Raw genomic sequence first — 19,436 nt, 5'->3', positions numbered from 1 at the left:
TTATTCACTCCTGTCTCCTTGTATAAAGGACACGCTCACACGTAAGCCACCTAAGTGACTATCGGCAAGCGCAATATCAGCGTTATAAATCGATACAATGTGTTCAACAATCGCCATACCAAGCCCTGCCCCTTGCTCTCCTGATGGGTGTTTATCGCCGCCCACCCGATAAAAACGGTTAAAAATACGCTGTTTTTGGGCTTCATCAATACCGGGGCCTGAATCATCAATTTGCCAGATATACCGACTATTGTCGGTTTTCAGGGTAATGCTCAGTTCTCCCTGAGCGGGGGTGTATTTTATGGCGTTACTGAGTAAGTTGCCAAATAAAGTGACGAGCGTAAATTCGTCTCCGTCGATGATAAAATCATCTCCTTCTATGCTAATTGTGTGCTCTTTTTCATCAATGCGGTCATAAAGTTGCGACACCACTTGCTGGCTAATTTCTAGCACTGAAATGGGGCTAAATTGCGCCTGCCATTGCTCGGGGTAAGTTCGCCCTAAAATCAACATTTGCTCAACAATGTTACTGAGTTTATCGAGCCCTTTTTCCATCGCATCAAGTTCAATATTATCACCCCCTTGGGCAAGTAAATTATGTACATTGATTTTTAAACTGCTGAGTGGAGTTCGCAGTTCATGGGCAGCATCTGAAGCAAAAAAACGCTCCCGTAAATAGGCACTCTCAACACGCTTAAACAAGTCGTTTAAGCGGTTAATAACGGGTTTAATTTCTTGCTCTGGGGTTTGCCATGGTATTGCGGTAAAGTCATTTGCTTGGCGATGCTGAAGCTGATTAGAAAGACGTGTTAGCGGTGCAAGCCCTTGTTTTACAAAGACACTGATTAGAACAGCCAAAATGGGCACACTCCACAGCAATGGGGTCATTGCTGACAGAATAACGGTTTCGGTGAGCGCTACGCGCTTACTTAACGGCTCTGCAATTAATACCCGCTTATTAGCTTCGCTTAAACGGTAAACCTTGACGCGTTGTCCTGCTAAGTTTTCGACACTAAAACCTGGCTGCCATTGGCTTTGATTAATAGGGTTATTGTGCAATGACGTTGAACTTGAGACCACTTTGTCATCAACCCAAACCTGAAACAACAGCTGGGGCAAATCAGTGCTATATGTGGGTGTTTCTTTGCTAAGCGGTTGTTCAATCAGCACATGCGCAAGCGTCACCAACTCATTATCGAGTAATGCTTCAGCCTGATTCATACTTTCGCGGTAACCTTTGGTGAAAGCCAAAAAGCAGGTCAAAATCACCATTGAGAGTATTAATAAGGTGAGTCGCTTACGAATTGACACTAGCGTTTACCCACCACATAGCCGATACCACGCAGGGTTTTAATAAATTCCTTAGGGAATTTTTTACGCAAATGATGAATGTGCACTTCGATGGTGTTTGAACCCACTTCTTCACCCCATTCGTAGAGTTTACTCTCTAACTGCTGTTTGGACTGCACCCGACCTTGGTTTTCTAACAAGGCTTTTAGCAACATAAACTCTTTGCGGGGTAAATTGACAGGCTCGCCTTGATAACTCACGGTAAAAGCTGCGGTATCCATTTCGACGTCGCCCACTTGCAGTATGCTCGTTTGCGCTTGCGTTAAACGCCGGCTTGCCACTCTAAGGCGAGCAAATAACTCGGCTGGATCAAACGGTTTAGCCAAATAATCATCAGCACCTAAATCAAGCCCCATCACTTTATCATCAATGCTGCCACGGGCTGTTAAAATCACCACAGGAAGCTGTTTACGATTCTTTTTTATGTGCTTTAGAATATCGATGCCATCACCATCTGGTAGCCCTAAATCAAGAACTACCAGTTCAATTTCATCGCTTTGCAACCATTGCATCGCAGACTTAACGGTCGCACTGTGTTCAACACTATAACCTTGTTGACGTAAAGAGCGACACAGGCCTTCTGCGACTAAATGATCATCTTCAACGAGCAATAAATGCATGAGTTATCTCTTTAATTTTTTCTCGACCTTCGCCAATAATTGCGTGATTTCTTGTTGGCGATAAAGATCTGCTTTTACTCTATCAGGGCGCGCAGGCGCTTGCTGAGCAACCAGTAAAAATTCTTTTGCTGATTTGTATTTATGCTCATCATATAAAAACGCGGCATATAAATAGTTGCTGTCGATTCCACGAGGATTTAGCTCAAGCGCCTGTTTAAATAGTTTTTTCGCTTCATCATCGTCACCAAAACCGATGGGCCAACCGGGTACTTTTCCGTATAAGGTTGCTAGGCTTGTGTATGCCGAGCCATCAAGTGCATTTGGGTCAAGTTTGAGTGCTTTTTCAAATTGCGCCTTAGCATCTTTAGCCAGACCTAACGCCCCTAGCCCGCCTTTTGCACCTGCATAGCTCGATAACACAATGCCGTACCAAATATGGCTTGCCGCTTGTGCGTCATTTGCTTTTGTAAATTCAGCCGTTTCACTGGCCAGCTTTTCAAACGCGTTTAACTGTGCATCATCAACTAATTCGTAATTAACCACTGCCCACTGCTTTTGCACCGAGCTTAAATCACTATTAAAGTCGGCTTTTGCTGGGGCTGCCATAATAACGCCTAACATCATCAGGGCTTTTAAATTTAGTTTAGTCATAATCGTTCACCTTAATCAATTTAGTTCGCAAAAAAACTTTTTATTTTAGGAAGTTGTTTTGCAATTGCGTTATCAACTAGTGATGGAAATGCACCGTTAATACGGGCAAATAATGTTTCAGGGAAGCCGATAAAGCGGCGACGTTTTTTTGATTTAATTAACTCAACCAATGCATCAGCTACTTTTTCTGGCGGATCCATCGTGTTACCAAGTTCTTTGTTCATGGCGCGTACTTGTGGCGAGTTAATGGCGGTGTCGGTTGCACGAGGTGCTAAATACAACACCTTAACCTCGCTGTGGCTCAGCTCTCTAGCAAGTGCTTCTGTCATACCTCGCAGGCCAAATTTACTGGCACAGTACACCGTTTGATACGGATACCCGATACTTCCAAACGACGAACCTATGTTGACGATGGTGCCTTTATTGCGAGTAATTTGGGGCAAAAACAGCTGGCATAATTTAATCGGTACAGTGAGATTAATATTCAATAGATGATCTATTTGCTGCTCACTCATTTCACTAAAGCCTTGCATAACGTTCACACCCGCATTGTTTATAAGTAAACTTGCCCCCCCTATTTGCTTCGCAAATTTAGCGAGCTCATCGCGCGATTCACTGTTATTTAAGTCGGCCTGAAAATATTCAGCGTCGTTGCCACATTCTAATTGCAGTGCAGCAAGTTGCTTAATGTTGCGCCCTACCAACACCACACGCCAGCCTTCTTTTGCAAGACGAAGCGCAATAGCACGACCAATGCCCCCCGTTGCACCGGTTAGTACACAAACGGGGCTACTCATGCGCTTTGCTCCAAATCTGACTCACGAAAGAAAGGCTCGGTATCAAGATCACGGAAAATATTGCCGTAAAGTTTATAAAAGCATTTAGCAGCGTGGATAATGGCGTGTTGATCGTCTTCGTTATCGATTTGATTCATTAAACTTTCGAAGAACTTCACATGTTCAATATCAAGTGCACCGTGTGACGTAAGGTAAGTAAACGCCTTTTTAGGTAAACCAATGACGTCACGAATTTGCCCTGCTGCGTTATCTGCCAAGGCAATTGAAGTGCCTTCGAGCACATGCACCATGCCAAAAAATGCCACTGGATTACCACGATTTATTAAATCGTACGCGTATGACACCATCAGCTCTGTTGAAAACTGCGGACGCGAATTGCGTACCCGCTCTTTATCAAAACCGCAGGCAGCAATATCGTTTAACACCCACTCTTGATGGCCCAACTCTTCTTCGATGTATTCTGCAACGGCTTCACGTAGCCATTCTTGTTTATCGCTAAGCTTTGCACCCAGCGCCATTAAAAGCGGTACGGTGTGCTTAACATGATGATACGCTTGCGATAAAAACGACGCATATTCTGCAAGGTTTACCTCACCTTTAAACACACGACCAATGATTGGTGCTGCTAATAGGTAATCACGCTCTTTTTGTGTTTCGGCTTGTAATGTATTGAAAAATTGACTCATGTTCGTCGCCTCTTGATAGAATGCTGAAATCTCGCTAGCAAAAAATGAGTTAATCACCTCGCGCTTAGGGCGATTATTGCTCGTTAATAAACCTTGTGTGTGGCTCATTGGCTCTGCCAAACGGTGCCATTTTAGGATGTGTGCGTACTCAGGCAGCTGCGCGTTTTGGGCAGCAACATGCGCGGCAAGTTCATCATCAGTCATTGCTGGGTTGGCAAATATTAGCGCCGATAAAAACGCGCGGCCTTCACCAACAACGACCGCTTGCTGTACATGACTGTGACTAAGTAATAACGACTCAGGCCACTCAGCGCTGATATTGCGGCCAACGCTCGTGATTAGCTGGTTTTTTAAGCGTCCCTGGATCACTATGCGACCCTCGTGCTCAGCGACCAAGTCGCCTGTTGCATACCAATCATCGCTCTTATGTGCCGCTTGCCCTAAGTAACCTAAAAATAATGAGCCTTTAATAAACAGTTGGTTGTTTTCAATTTTGTATTGAATGTGATTGAGCGCGCGCCCCGCCGTTTCAATATCATCATCAGCTGGGGTATTTAAGCTCACCACCGATGAAGACTCAGATAAGCCATAACCCTGATAAACCGGTAAGCCATATTCACGGGCTTGCTTGATCAGTTTGCTACTCACCACAGCTCCCCCCACAGCAATAAATTGTAAGCTAGTCGGGGCTTGCCATCCCTGCTTTGCAAAGGCCACTAAGCAGCTGAGAAGTTCTGGCACTAAAATGAGGGTATTGGGCTCAGTGCGCTCTATCGCAGCAATGAGTTTTTGCGGTTCACGTAACTGAGCACCCGAAAAACCAAGTTCAGCCAATGGCACTACATTAACACTCCCACCCGCTAACAAAGGCGCATATACACCAGCTAAGTTCTCAAGAAGTACAGGTAAAGGTAAAACACACAGATGGTTTGGTTTTTCTAAACCAATACGTTTATAAAGTGACGTTGCCACCTTAATTTGGCTTTCAAGCGATAAACACACCCCTTTTGGCGTACCTGTTGAGCCCGACGTAAAGGTTATTTTTTGCGTATTTTCGAAATATGTAATCGGCTGTGTATCAGATAACTGATATACATATAAAGGGTAGCGTTTACATACGTCAACCAAGGCCACTAATGTTGCATTTTCGCCTTCGAAAACACGGTCACATACAAACAACTCAGCCCCACTATTTTGTAGACTCAGCGCAATTTGCTGTGCGGTAAAAAACGTTGGAAGCGGAATTGCGACCCTTTCAAGTTCAGTAATTGCGGCTTCAAGCACACACCATGCTGGTGTGTTATCAAGTTGGAAAGCAACGCCTTGGCCTGAAAATTCAGCCAATGTTGGTAATAAACGCGCGACCTCTTCAAGAAAGCCATGCTTAGTTAAAGAACGCACACCATCAGGGTGCTGGCACATCAATAAAACGTCGCTATCGCGGTGCGGTAACTGTGCAAACCAATTCATAGCGCCTCCAAAAACACAGCAAGCTCAAGCGATGACAACAAACACTGTTGTTTAATATTGAATAAAGCGGGGGTGTTTATGATGCATTGATGCGCTTCATTTAAGTCAACGACACAAAGGGTCGGTTGGTTATCGTAATAGCTGCCCCAACTCGCAGGGTCTTGAAGTGCATAGGCATTCGCAACACCAATTTCATTGCAATGAACACCCAGCATTTTTAATAAAGCACGTACTTTACGAGTGGCACAAAACACTAAATGGCTTGCCCCTACTTGATAAAGCGCTTCGTTCATTAACACAAAATGCGCCAAGGTGGCTTTTCGATGCGTTGAGCACAAATTACCTAGCTCAAAAATCTGCTCACGCTTGGCATTCACGAAATGCTCAATAGGCGCTGGCAGGTACTGTTCAATAAACAAAGGATATGATGCAGAGCGAAGCCCTAGCGTACACACTTCACCATCAATATTGAGCTCGCAAAGTAACGGCATAAATTGCGTAATTTTCGCATTATAGGCAGCAGCAAAACCTTGCTTAATAGTATTCTCGAGACGGTCACGGCCGTGTCCCCCTTCGCGTACACAAACAAAAGTGGGATCGTTTACTTGCGTATATTGTGAGTGTTTAACTGAAAGCATTATCGTTCGCTCCACATAGGTTATGTATAAAATTTATCGAGCGAAACTTAAATAAAACTTAAGAAATATTTATTTTTATAAAATATTTTTATTTCCTTGAATTGAAATGCATTTATTTTCATTAAAAACAAAAATGCCAGTCGCAAGGACTGGCATTTTATCGCTCAGATAATAAAGCTATTTAACCGTGTTATTTAACGATGCTCATTTCTTTTAATAAGTTTTGGGCATTGTCGACCTTATCCATCACCCACAGCATGTAGCGTGAATCAACATGGATAGAGCGATTTAGATTAGCATCGTAATCCCAATCACCAATAATACTCTCGTACACACCGTCAAACAGTAAACCAACCAGCTCGGCATTGCCGTTTAAAGTAGGTGAACCTGAGTTACCACCTGTGGTATCAACATTCGATAAAAAGTTAACGGGCACCGTATTCATGCCGCCCGTGTAGTCGCCGTAAAGCTTTTGTTTAATCAACTCATTTTGCTTTTCAGGAGAGTTGAATGGTTCAACGCCGGTGTTCTTTGCAAGCAATCCTTCTAAAGATGTAAAGGGGGTTGCCACTAAGCCATCCTGCGGTGAATAGCCGCCTACCGTGCCATACGTCACACGTAATGTGCTGTTAGCATCAGCATAAACAGGTTTGTTCATCGCTTTGTTGTAAGCAATAATGGCTTCCATTAGAGCTGGGCGCGCAGCTTGTTGCTTACCTTCAAGCTCTTTTTTCGCATCTTCAATGTCTTTCATCACGTTAAAAATAGCGTGTGCGTATTGAATAAATGGATCGCTGCTTTGCTTTAATTGTGCAAGGTCTAAATCAGTCATCCATAGACGCTTTGTTTCATCGCTTAGCACTGAGTTAGCATACATATCATCAAGCAAAGCCTGTTGTTTTTGCTTGTCAAAACCAGCGCTTAAACCAAGTGCTTTATCAACTTCTGCAACACGCTCGTCGCTTGGTAGCGCTGCATACTGCTCAATAAAGTACAGTAAAATAGCTTTATCAACCGTTTCGTCGTAACGGCGGCTCATGCTTTCTAGGCGAGATTTAATACGTGGAATATCACGCTCTTGGTAGCCGCTTTCACGTTCTGCGTCTGGCTTTTGCTTTTCATAGGCTAAACGATACAGCATGCGCGCTGATGACATCATTTGCGAACGATGCACATACCCTAACATGCGGTCGCGTTGATTATGCTGCTGCGACTCATCGACTAACGCAGTTAAATCTGCCAACACGCTGCCGTATTTAGCTTTACGTTGACTGTCTTTATTAATCCACGCTGCTAGATCTTTTTCGAATTGCTGTTTGCGGGTATACATTGAACCTTTATTAAAGCTCTCTATCATTGAGCCATAATTTTTAATGTAATTGTTATAGCCAGCGATTGTGCTTTCGTAAGCAATACGCGCCGCGGAACCCTCTGGGGCATTTTCTTCAATCAATGAAACATATTTTGAATTGTATTTGCGTGCCAGTGGATAAGCCGTGTTAAACACGTAATCAACCTCAGGTGAAATACGGTAGCGGTTAGTGCTACCTGGGTAGCCCGTTACCATTACAAAGTCACCTTCTTGTACGCCCTTGGCACTGACTTTTAAAAACGCATCGCTTTGGTAAGGAACATTGTCTTTAGAGAACTCAGCGGGTTTGCCATCCTTGCCCACATAAGCACGGTAGAATGAAAAGTCACCCGTGTGACGCGGCCACATCCAGTTATCAATGTCGCCGCCATATTTACCCACGCCCATGGCTGGGGCATACGCTAAACGCACATCTTTAATTTCAAGTGACTTAATTAAGTAATACTCTAAGCCACCATGAAAAGTATACACATTACAGCGGTAGCTATCATCTTGCTCACACTCGCTTACCAATGCTTTTCGGTTTGCTTCAATGGCATCAAAACGCGCTTTACCGGTTAGGGTATCGGTGCCTTGGTTTACTTTATCTGTGACTTCAACGACATCTTCAGTCACGTACACGCGTGAACCTGGTGCAGCAGGCACTTCTTCGGCATGATTTTTAGCAAGAAAGCCGTTTTCAAGAATGTTGTTCTCGGTTGTTGAGTTGTACTGGATTGAGCCATACGCACAGTGATGATTTGTTACCACTAACCCTTTAGGTGAAACAAACGAAGCGGTACACCCCCCAAGGCTGATAACTGCATTCATTGGAAACTCTGTCAATTTTGAGATTGACTGTACGTCGATGTTCAAGCCTTTCGCTTTCAAAATTGATTCAAGTTCTGGCAATTGGTGAGGTTGCCACATACCTTCGTCTGCAACAGCAACATTTGCCACAGCGAGACCCACTGCAGCTGCAATAAATTTAAAACGCATAGAATACCTTTATATTATTTTGTTAATCATTTTTAGCGGTCGTATCATTCACCTTGTTTTGTACAATAGCAATAATTTGCGACTACGATTGTCAAAGTTTGTAAACATTTAAGCCTACTTAGCCTCGTAAACCACGGCATTATGCGCATGCAAACTTTCTTGATGTTCAATTTTAAACTGATAGTCAGCAAGCCCATTCATTGCCTCTAAACATGCCTTTAATCGCCTTGCTGCATCCTCACAAAATAATAAGTTTTCTGCATTAAGGGCTGCAAATGCTTGCTCATCTTCACGCTTAACCGCGGTTTGCACGGGAGTACCAATTGCGTGTTCACATGTTTGTATAAAATGCGAAAGATCAGGCAATTGTTCACTCTCAAAGGTGGCGTCTATGTAAGCATAAGAGCGCTGGCTATGCGGCGTTGCAATCGAGCTTTCTTCACTGGCAAGCCAGCCTAACAATGCGTGCTTATCGATGCTGTCCTCTTTAAAATGTGTGTCGACCGCTTCACTTAAAAGCTGTCGCGACAACGCCGCTGAGCACGGGCATGTACTACTGTAAGCAATCGTGACGTTTAATTTAACCGTTAGGTGCGCTTGCTGAGTAATGGTTAACACCACGGGGTAAGCGTTATACCCCGCGTTATCACTGAGCAATGCCGGTTTTAACAACGGTAAATCAAAATGCAGCACCAGCTTTGCTCCTTGGCTTAAGCCCTGTTGAGAAGCAAGCATGTGGTTCATACACTCAGCCAATCGATGTTGAGTTAATGTTTGCTGTGCCAACATCTGATTAAGCATTAAATACAAACGCGACATATGAATGCCTTTAGCATTGCTGTCTAGGCTAACAAACACATCGGCAAACGCATTAAGCGCCACATTTAACCCCGCCAACTCAAGCTTGATAGGTAAGGCTATTTTTTCCATACCGACCCACTTTAACGGAAATTGAAAATGGCTATTACTGTGTGAGGTTATATCGGGTAAATACATAGTGGATTCTTATAAATGACTAAAATTAAAAGCCTGATGGCCTTTTCCTAATGACTGACTTAAAAAATAAAATGCCAATACAGTTTATTGAATAATCAATGATACAATATAACATACCGTTTAATCACTGAGAATGGGGCTAAAAAATACGGTTGCTTTTAAAATTGACAAAAAGGCGATATGATTTTGGTCTGTTTATATAATAAAGACAGTCGGGGTTTAGGGTAGATTCACCACTTATCGCAGCCAATAATCACCTTATCGCAACGGATGGGGTCATTCGTCGTCATCCACAGTATCCTCAGTCTATTGGTTACACAGTCATTGTGCTCCTAGTGAGCATAACTGCGCCGCGACTAACTATTAACGAAGCTTTCGCATTACCGGCGCAATTTAATTTTAGAAATAAAAAAGAGATAAACAATGAAACACTTACTCGCAACAGCGATCAGTTCAGCGTTATTGTTAACGGCCTGTTCTGAACCACAAACAACAGCAAACAATACCACTACAGAGCAAACAGCACCGGCAAGCGCTGTTGAACAAACAAACCCACTGTTTGTGAAAAGCGAACTACAATACGAAACGCCTGATTTCAACGCCATTAAAGATGAGCACTTCATGCCTGCTTTCAATAAGGGCATGACAGAGCAAATGGCAGAAGTTCAAGCGATCATCAACAACACAGCAAAGCCTGACTTTGCTAACACCGTTGTTGCACTTGAAAAAAGCGGTGAATTATTAACGCGCACACGCAGCATTTTTTATAACCTAGCAGGCAGTGATTCAAACCCTGCTCGTCGTGAAATACAAAAAGAACTCGCTCCAAAGCTTGCTGCACATAACGACAATATTTTCTTAAATAAAGCATTGTTCGATAAAGTTGCTAGCGTACATGAACAAATGGATTCTTTAGCGCTAACAGCCGAAGAAAAGCGCTTACTTGATGTTTACTACAAGCGCTTTGTACGTGCAGGTGCAAAACTAAACGCAGAAGAAAAACAACAAATCCGTGATATCAATACAAAGCATTCAAGCTTAACCACGCAGTTCTCGCAAAACCTATTAGCACTGACTAAAACCAACGTTGTGTTAGTTGATGACAAAGCACAGCTTGAAGGCTTACCTGCGGGTCAAGTTGAACAGCTTGCTAATGCTGCCACAGAAGCGGGTCACCCGGGTAAGTACCTAATCAAAATCACTAACACCACACGTCAACCAATTTTAGCCACACTGAAAAATCGTGACCTGCGTGAAAAAGTATGGCGTGCATCTGCAGAGCGTGCTCTTTCAGGCGAAAACAGCAACCGTGAAATTGTTGCTGAACTTGCTAAGTTACGTGCTCAAAAAGCCAAATTACTAGGTTATGACAGCTGGGCTGCGTTTGGTTTAGAGTCGCAAATGGCGAAAAAACCAGAAGCCGTATTTGATATGTTTGCCAGCATGATCCCGGCATTGATGCAAAACGTCAACGCAGAAGCGGCAGCAATCCAAGCGAAAATTGATGAGTCAGGTGAGCAATTTAAGCTGCAACCGTGGGACTGGTTATTCTACGCAGAGCAAGTGCGTAAAGATAAATACAACCTAGATGAAAACGCTGTTAAAGAATATTTTGAATTTAACCGCGTATTAGAAGACGGCGTGTTTTACACAATGAACCGTTTATACGGTATTACTTTCAAACCACGCAACGATCTGCCCGTTTATCACCCAGATGTGAAAGCGTACGAATTATTTGATGCAGACGGTAAGAGCTTAGCTATTTTCTTTGCTGATTACTTTGCCCGTGAAGGTAAACGTGGTGGTGCATGGATGAGCTCGTTCGTGAAACAGTCTGGCTTAAAAGAGCAAAAACCCGTGGTTGTGAATGTTATGAACATTCAAAAAGGTGCCAATGGCGAACCAACACTTATCAGCTATGATGAAGCCACGACAATCTTCCACGAATTAGGTCATGGCCTACACGGCATGTTCTCAAACGTGAAGTACCCAACATTGTCTGGTACGTCGGTATCGCGTGACTTCGTAGAGTTCCCTTCTACCTTTGAAGAAGACTGGGCAATGTACCCTGAAGTTATCGCTAATTATGCAAAACACCACAAAACAGGTGAGCCAATTCCTGATGAATTACTGAAAAAAGTAATTCAATCTCGCAGCTTTAACCAAGGCTACGATACGCTTGAGTATGTTGCAGCAGCGCTGTTAGATATGGAATGGCACTCACTAAGTGCAGATGCTCCCCTGCAAGATATCGAGAAGTTTGAACAAGAAGCACTGACTAAACACGGCGTGAACGTACCATTTGTTCCACCTCGTTATAAATCAGCCTTCTTCTCACACTCTATGGGTGGTGGCTACTCAGCTGGTTACTACGCATATATGTGGAGTGAAATCTTAGCGGCAGATGCCTTTGCTTATGTACAAGAGCAAGGTGGTTTAACACGCGAAATGGGTGATAAATACCGTAAAGAAATTTTAGAAGTTGGTAACTCACGTGACCTTATGGAATCGTTCAAAGCATTCCGTGGTCAAGAACCTGATACCTCAGCGCTATTAAAACGCCGTGGTTTAAAAGCGACTGTTCAGTAGAGCAGTTGCGACTCCCCACTTTGTGCTTATAAAGGCACGAAGTGGGGGCATTTCGCTAGGCAATGGCTATGTGGGATTAACCCCGTAGTTTCACACCGACCTGTCACAACGTTTTATGCCGCGTTTTTAATAATTTAGAGCTTTTCTATTCCACCACAAAATCAAAGTAGGTGGCTGGGTATGCCTGAGGCTGATAAGTAAAGTGCCACCATTCCATTGAATACGGGGCAAAGCCTGCATCGGTCATCAACTGTTTAAGTTTATATCTATTTGCTTTTTGACTGGGGCTAATTCGTGAGTCGTCGGTGTTAGAAAGGGTATCAAACATATCAAACGGTGACCCCATATCAAGCTCTTTCCCCTTAGAGTCAACCAACGTTAAGTCGATAGTTGAACCTCGGCTGTGGCCTGATTTAGCAGCAATATAGTCGCCAAGCAGCTGGTCTTTCCCTAAATTTGGATAAAACTCAGCTTTTGTGCGGGTATCCTCTAGGTCGTTTACCCAACGCACAAAATGATTAACAGCGCGTTGTGGGCGGTAACAATCAAATATTTTTAGACCAAGTCCCTCAATTTGCGCCGCATTTTGCACTTTTTTAAGCGCATTGGCAGCGCTGGTGTGCAATAAACACTTAGGGGCGTTATAGCCCTCTATCGGTTTGCCGACAAAGTTATGATGGCCAAAATAACGAATATCGAGCATCGCATTTGGCAATAATGCACCGACATCTACAAACTCGCTGCGCTTATCTTCTTGTGGGGTTGCATTGACCGATGCCGCGCCCAGTAATGCCACACTGACAAAGGCCATTGATTTAGACACGCTATATAAGTGAGTGAATGCCATTAAATTTATCCGTTAATAACTTAATTAATTTCACTATTACACAATAAATAACTTATTCCAACTCTGTCGCCTCAAAAAGCGACGTATCCTGTTGATCATAAATCGTATCGACAACACAGCGATTGCGACCTGTTCTTTTTGCTAGATAAAGCGCTTGGTCGGCTAATTTCATAACGTCGTCTAGGCTTAATTGCTCAAGCGGCCAGCCCGCAATACCAATCGATACATTAATATTACCCACCGGTTCAATAATGCTTTTAGAAATGCGTATACGTAAACGTTCAGCCAATTGATACGCACGCTTAGGGTGCACATTAGGTAAAATAACAATGAATTCCTCACCGCCAGTGCGTGCCACAATATCGCTATCACGCGTCACATCGAGGAGTATTTTTGCTAAAGATTGCAAAACAACATCGCCAATATCGTGACCAAACTCATCATTTACGCGTTTAAAGTGATCAATATCAATCGCTAATACCGCAAATGAGCGCTGCTGTGCCATTAATTGGCTTAACTGCATATTTAAGCTTCTTCGATTGTGCAAACCCGTTAACGGATCAGTGTGTGCTTCGTGACGCAAAAGGCCTATTTTACTTTCTAACAGCCCAATGCCTTTGAGCATTGCTTTTCTCAGTTCATCACTCTCATAATACCAAGAGCGAATGTGTTTAAGTGCAACTGATGTTGTGGGCTCATCCAAAGTATTTGCTGTTTCAGCCAGCTTTCTTAAAGGCTGAGCTATCAATTTTGCAAGCACCCAAATTAACACGAATGTTAATATTCCTATTGGCGCCGTTTTAATAAATACTTGCCACATTAAGCTATCAAGCGGTGCAAGGGTACTTTCAAGCGGACGTTGTGTTACCACACCCCAGGGTGCCATTGTCATGGGGGCATACCCCGCTAACATTGCAACACCTTGACTATTAATCACTTGTTGCTTACCAACTTTGCCTTTAAGCACAGCATTGATCACTTGGTTATCAAATACTTGCTCACCTATGCGCTCTTTATCGGGGTGATAAAGCAAACGGTTGTTTTCATCAACGACATACAAATACGAGCCGTCTTGGTGATAATGCACCTGCAATAGTTCGTTGAGAATACTGGCACGCTTTAAATATAACGTGCCGCCTACATAGCCAATAAATTCATTATTTGAGTTAAATAACGGCTGCGACATAAAAATCAGTAAGTTACCGGCCATTGAGATATAGGGCTCACTGATCATAGGCACGCGATACGACAACGCGGCTTTGGTACCATAACTATCCACTTTACGATTTTGTAAGTTAAGTGAAAGGGGCGACACCCCTAATATGTCACCAAACTTATTGACTATAATTGTTGAGTTAAAACTGTTTGTTTGCAGCCTTAATCGTTCTGCTTCAGCATTAATGAGCGTTTGATTTGTAAAATCTGCTTCAAGTATTTTGGCAACGTATGCTAATTGCTGCTGCGCCGCCAATAAAAAGTTATCGGTAGCAGACACAAGCTTCGCCGCATACGCTTCATGATTATTTAATGTGTTATCTATCAGCTGCTGTTTTTGAACTTGATAGCTTGAGTAGTAACTATTTAGCAAGGTAATGAGCGTTGCAGAAAACGCCAGCAGTAAAATTAAGCGATGCAGGTTCAAGCCCGCTCTCAAACAATTAAGCACGATACATCTCATTTTATAAAGCTCAATCTCCGTATCGAGCACATCTAATACCTTTATACTAGCAATTATAAATTTGTACCTCTATAGAACTTTTCTCAAATATTGATTTAGCGCAACAATAAGTGCATTTACTCTAATAAATCACTTTATTGATTAACCACTGCCATAGATTCATAGATTCATAGATTCATACACTTTCATTTAAATTCATGCGTGTGGTGCCCTCGTTTATAAAAAATTAGATACGGCTTGCTTTAAAGGAATAAATTATCTAGATTAAAATCATTAATAAAAGATAAAAAATTCAAAATGAAACAACACTGTTCATCCATTCTAAACACATTACCGCCGCATCGCTTAATGGCGTTAGACGTTATGCGCGGCTTAACCATCACCGCAATGATTCTAGTAAATAATCCAGGCAGTTGGAGCGCAATGTATTGGCCGCTAAAACACGCTGAGTGGCACGGCTGGACACCAACCGATTTAATCTTTCCCTTTTTTATTTTTATTGTTGGTATGTCGATTACTCTTTCTGTCGATAGCATGCGAGCTAAAGGGTTTAACCATGCTTATATACTAAAAATGGGGGCAATTAGAGCCGTTAAACTACTCGCTCTTGGTTGGTTTTTAGCACTGTTTTTTTATAATTTTCGTGATCCAACCTTTAGCTGGATTGATGACACACTTTTGCAACTGAGAGTACTTGGCGTGCTGCAGCGTATTGGCTTAGTGTATATCGTAGCACTGTGTTGTTACCTCTATTTAACGCCTCAAAAAATTGCATTAACCTGTATTAGCTTACTTGCAGTCTATGCTGTAGCGATGCTCTACCTTCCCTACCCACTGCCCAACGGAGATGTCGTTAATGGTTTATGGTTACACGGTAATAATTTAAGCGCGTGGATTGATAATGCAGTACTGGGCAGTCACCATGTTTATTATGCTAAAGCACAGCCCTTACCTTTTGACCCTGAGGGAATTTTCTCTACTTTGCCTGCCATTGCCAGCGCGCTGAGTGGCATACTGGCGGCGGTGTACTTAACCAAACAAACAGACCTAAAAAAACAAGCGCGCGTCTTTATCCTCACAGGTGTGTTAGCGGTTATTGCAGGCTACTTAATCTCGCCACTTACACCTATCAATAAAGCACTTTGGACACCAAGTTATGTGTTACTCAGCTCTGGACTTGCAATAATTACCTATGCGTTTTGCAGTGCAATTTTAGACATTTACAAAGTACGTGCATGGGGTGCTCCCTTCATTGTGTTTGGTGCTAACGCCATTTTATTCTTTATGTTTGCAGCCATACTGGCGCGGTTATTAATTATGATCCCCGTGGGGGATACAAGCTTAAAGGGCCTTATTTACCGCTCAATAAACACGTTGATCACAGATAACCACTTAGCTTCTTTTGTGTTTTCGTTGCTGTTTTTAGCTGTCTCATACGGTGTGATGTATGGCTGCTATAAAAAAGGCATTTTTTGGAAAGTGTAAATAATGAATTAAGCCAGTTGTGGCAACACAACTGGCTCGTTCTGGCTCGTTAATAGAACTGACTGTTAATAAGACAGGCTCCTAATTAACAGTGCTGCTTTGCTTATCAAGTAAATACAAAATAGATTGATAACTAATGCCACTGTGTTCAGTTAAGCCTATTTCACAACTGCGGCTATTAGACACCCCTCGATTGCAGTTTTTTGGTACCTGTTGTTTGAGTGTTTTGAGCGCATTGGCGTTAAGCTTGGGCAGGTTAAACCCTTTATCGCCAGCAAAGCCGCAGCATTCTATATCAGCCGGAATAATAACGTCTGAGCTGCATGCCTTGGCAAGTGTGACTAAACTTTGCTCTTTTCCTAACCGCTTTGAGCTACAAGTTACATGCAACATAATAGGCTCGCTTGTTTGAGTTACCTGCAAATGCGCTAAAAGCTGCTCGGTTGCAAAGTCTGCACTTTCGAAAATAGTCAGTTGCGTATTTTTTGCTGCATTCAATGTGGTTAAAGCGCAGGGACTGGCGTCAAAAACGATGGGGTATTCTCCATTATTTGAACAGTCAATTAGCTCTGTTAGTAATTGCTCACTTTTGCTTTTAGACTCTTTATTAAGGCCTTTACTCGCAAAGGGCATACCACAGCATAATGAATCTGGCTGCTTAGGGATGATAACTTCAAACCCTGCCTTTGCAGCTAACGAATGCATTACTTCGATAAGAGAACGCGTATCATCACTGCCTTTATCGGCAGCAAAAACCCGTCCTGCGCAGCTTGGCACATACACCATTTTTTTATGTTGCGGCTTTTGCTTTACGTGACAATTAATTGGTTGCTCAGCACGAGGCCACGCCGAAAAATACAAAGGCGTACCCAGTAGTCTATGAGCAGGTTTAGTTAAGCTCACAAGGTTGTTTGTGCCGATAGCTTTTTCAAGCACCTGCATCACATTTAAACCCAATCGTGCCCCACCTGCTATGACCGCAAAATGCTTACTCGCAAAGGCTGCAAGCGAGCGTGTGAGTTTGTTTGTAGCCGCTTTTTCGGCTCTTAATGATTTAATAAATTCGCCCGTGTTAATACCCACAGGGCATTTTAAGCCACACAGCCCTGTTGCTGCACACGAATCAATCCCCAGATATTTAAAGTCATTTTCAATAACGGTGAGCTTTTGATTTAACTGTTGCTTGGTTTTTAAATCGTCTGTTGCCTGCAACGCGGAGTGTAATTCAGTGCGATGACGCCACAAAGTTATGCGCTGTCTTGGGGTTAGAGTGAGTCCTTTTGAAGGGCACACAACTTCACAAAAACCACATTCAATGCAGGTATCAATAATATCGTCACTTTTGGGCATGGTTTTTAAATGTTGCGTATGCGCATTTTTATCAGCATTGATGATCACCCCGGGGTTGAGTATATTTTTCGGATCAAACAATTGCTTAAGCTTCACCATCACGGCAAAACCATCATCGCCCCACTCTGTCGCCACAAAAGGCGCCATGTTACGGCCCGTGCCATGCTCTGCTTTTAGTGATCCTTTAAGCTCAACGGCGACTAAGTTGGCAACATCTGCCATAAATTGCTCATAGCGCGTTACTTGCTGCTTAGTATCGAATGCTTGTGTAAACACAAAATGTAGATTTCCTGCCAGCGCATGACCAAAAATGATCGCTTCATCGTAGCCATATTTTATAAAGAGCTGATGAAGCGCATTAACACCCAAAGCCAGCTTATCAAGGGCAAAAGCAACATCTTCTATAATTACTGTGGTGCCTGTTTCGCGCACAGCTCCCACCGCTGGAAATGTTCCTTTGCGAATATTCCACAGTGCGGCATTGCGTACGCTATCAGCCGAAAAGACGATGGTAGCAAGCGCAGATTCGCTAAACTCATTAATTAACAGCTGCGTGGCGTGCGTAAGCTCATTGAGCGTGTGTGCATCTTCTGCTCTTAGCTCAATTAAAAGCGCCGCGGCGTGCTCTGGGTAATCAGCAACATTCTTGGGCATAATGGCGTGCTCTGCCACTGACATCAAGGCACGTTTATCAAGTAGCTCAACGGCGGCGACATCAAGCTCGCTAAGTCTTTGCACTAACTCACACACTTTGTTTATGTCATCAAAAATAAAGAAGCCGGTGTGCTTATGGCTGTGCTCAATAACCGTGTGGTAAGTGATATCGGCAATAAATGCTAACGTCCCCTCAGAACCAATGATCACATGCTTAATAATGTCTATTGGATCAGAAAAATCTAACAACGCATTTAAACCGTAACCGGTGGTGTTTTTTAGTCGGTACTTATGCGTAATTAGCTCACTGAGTGCAGAGTTTTGCTTAACACTGGCTACTAAATTCATTAACTCATTAACCCAATCGCTATGGGTGCTTAAGAAACGTTGGCAGCTGTGTTCGTCAGCCGTATTAAGTTCTGTGCCATCGGCAAAAATAAGCGTCATATCTTTTAGTGTATGGTAGCTATTTTGTGCGACACCACAGCACATACCAGAAGAGTTATTAGCGGCCATACCGGCAATTTTACAGCTGTTAATCGACGCAGGATCAGGACCAATCTTTTTACCATAAGGGGCCAACACCTGATTGACTCTTGCTCCAATAATGGCAGGCTGAAGACGAATTGCATCGGCGTTATCTAAAATTTCAAAGTTGCTCCAACTATCACACAGCAAAACCAAGACAGAGTCGGTAATTGCTTGGCCAGATAAGCTAGTGCCCGCAGCCCGAAAGGTAATAGGCACGTTATGTTGATTTGCCGCGCTAATAACCTGCTTTGCTTGTTTTTGGTTACTGACAAGAACCACTAACTCTGGAATTAAACGATAAAAGCTCGCGTCTGTTCCATACGCATAGCGGCGCGAGTAATCTTCTATTAATGCGGACTCTGGTAAAAAAGGTGTAATGTATTGTTTAAACGCATGCAATCGGGTTAATGCCATCTCGCCCCCAAGCTAGCCTTAATCTGGTGTGATAAATATGGAATATATTATTACTTTAATTTTAATCAAAAAGCGACTTATTAAATTGATAAATTATCAACTTCGCTCTGAGCAGGTCGGGTTTTCGTTATATTTTTTGGGGTTATAAGTAATATTCAGTGTTTTAACTACGCTTTTTGCAGTCCAAACCAAAAACCGTTAGGGTAGCAAAAAAATACTGTATTTCTATTTAAAAACACATTAACATCGAGAATAATTTATTCTTAAAATTAATTAAGCGTTTTGCTTTGGAGCTTGCTGTGTTAAATAAGTTTGCACTATCGTCACTGG

Annotated in this window: 13 protein-coding genes; 2 read left to right on the top strand and 11 right to left on the bottom strand. The window is 42.9% G+C overall.

Going from position 1 to position 19,436, the window contains the following annotated elements; all coding sequences use genetic code 11:
- The 8 genes from D0907_RS18560 to folE2 form a co-directional block, all read right to left on the bottom strand.
- Positions 1 to 1,311 (bottom strand): ATP-binding protein, encoded by a 1,311-nt coding sequence (locus D0907_RS18560; protein ID WP_036972542.1) that lies wholly within the window; start codon positions 1,309 to 1,311, stop codon positions 1 to 3.
- Positions 1,311 to 1,970, bottom strand: coding sequence for a response regulator (locus tag D0907_RS18555; protein WP_036972544.1), 660 nt, complete (start codon positions 1,968 to 1,970; stop codon positions 1,311 to 1,313). The genes D0907_RS18560 and D0907_RS18555 overlap by 1 nt, the downstream gene beginning before the upstream one ends.
- 3 nt (positions 1,971 to 1,973) lie before the next feature.
- On the bottom strand, positions 1,974 to 2,621 hold the full coding sequence (locus D0907_RS18550; protein WP_036972546.1) for a tetratricopeptide repeat protein: 648 nt from the start codon (positions 2,619 to 2,621) through the stop codon (positions 1,974 to 1,976).
- Between the two features lie 20 nt (positions 2,622 to 2,641).
- Complete coding sequence (locus D0907_RS18545) at positions 2,642 to 3,418, bottom strand: SDR family oxidoreductase (protein ID WP_065979227.1); 777 nt, start codon at positions 3,416 to 3,418, stop codon at positions 2,642 to 2,644.
- Positions 3,415 to 5,574, bottom strand: a complete 2,160-nt coding sequence (locus D0907_RS18540; protein ID WP_074988447.1) for an AMP-binding protein — start codon at positions 5,572 to 5,574, stop codon at positions 3,415 to 3,417. The genes D0907_RS18545 and D0907_RS18540 overlap by 4 nt, the downstream gene beginning before the upstream one ends.
- Entirely contained in the window at positions 5,571 to 6,212 is a 642-nt protein-coding gene (locus tag D0907_RS18535) for a thermostable hemolysin (RefSeq protein ID WP_051501895.1), read from the bottom strand. The genes D0907_RS18540 and D0907_RS18535 overlap by 4 nt, the downstream gene beginning before the upstream one ends.
- Before the next feature lie 190 nt (positions 6,213 to 6,402).
- Positions 6,403 to 8,562: a S46 family peptidase gene (locus tag D0907_RS18530; protein WP_036972550.1), complete on the bottom strand. Its 2,160-nt coding sequence runs from the start codon at positions 8,560 to 8,562 to the stop codon at positions 6,403 to 6,405.
- Positions 8,563 to 8,676: 114 nt separating this feature from the next.
- Positions 8,677 to 9,492, bottom strand: a complete 816-nt coding sequence (gene folE2 / locus D0907_RS18525) for a GTP cyclohydrolase FolE2 (protein ID WP_244223157.1) — start codon at positions 9,490 to 9,492, stop codon at positions 8,677 to 8,679.
- A gap of 489 nt (positions 9,493 to 9,981) precedes the next feature.
- Here folE2 and D0907_RS18520 point away from each other — a divergent pair, with 489 nt between their 5' ends.
- Positions 9,982 to 12,147, top strand: coding sequence for a M3 family metallopeptidase (locus D0907_RS18520; RefSeq protein ID WP_036972554.1), 2,166 nt, complete (start codon positions 9,982 to 9,984; stop codon positions 12,145 to 12,147).
- A gap of 145 nt (positions 12,148 to 12,292) precedes the next feature.
- Here D0907_RS18520 and D0907_RS18515 read toward each other — a convergent pair whose 3' ends face one another.
- Both D0907_RS18515 and D0907_RS18510 read right to left on the bottom strand, forming a co-directional pair.
- Positions 12,293 to 12,994, bottom strand: a complete 702-nt coding sequence (locus D0907_RS18515; RefSeq protein WP_206770764.1) for a M15 family metallopeptidase — start codon at positions 12,992 to 12,994, stop codon at positions 12,293 to 12,295.
- Between the two features lie 52 nt (positions 12,995 to 13,046).
- Positions 13,047 to 14,702 carry a sensor domain-containing diguanylate cyclase gene (locus tag D0907_RS18510; RefSeq protein ID WP_341868786.1) on the bottom strand — a complete coding sequence of 552 codons (1,656 nt, stop codon included), beginning with the start codon at positions 14,700 to 14,702 and terminating at the stop codon, positions 13,047 to 13,049.
- A 267-nt stretch (positions 14,703 to 14,969) separates the two neighbouring features.
- Between D0907_RS18510 and D0907_RS18505 the strand changes: the two genes are divergently transcribed.
- A complete protein-coding gene (locus D0907_RS18505; RefSeq protein ID WP_075593382.1) occupies positions 14,970 to 16,157 on the top strand; it encodes an acyltransferase family protein in 1,188 nt (395 codons plus the stop codon).
- A gap of 81 nt (positions 16,158 to 16,238) precedes the next feature.
- On the opposite strand, the gene D0907_RS18500 is transcribed toward D0907_RS18505, so the two are convergent.
- On the bottom strand, positions 16,239 to 19,106 hold the full coding sequence (locus D0907_RS18500; protein ID WP_118844990.1) for an FAD-binding and (Fe-S)-binding domain-containing protein: 2,868 nt from the start codon (positions 19,104 to 19,106) through the stop codon (positions 16,239 to 16,241).
- Between the last annotated feature and the right edge of the window lie 330 nt (positions 19,107 to 19,436).

Origin of the sequence: Pseudoalteromonas lipolytica, from assembly GCF_003515105.1 — a bacterium.
In the GTDB taxonomy this organism is placed as follows: Bacteria; Pseudomonadota; Gammaproteobacteria; order Enterobacterales; family Alteromonadaceae; genus Pseudoalteromonas; species Pseudoalteromonas lipolytica.
Note: the sequence above shows the minus strand (reverse complement) of the source record. Positions and strands in the feature narration are given on the sequence as shown.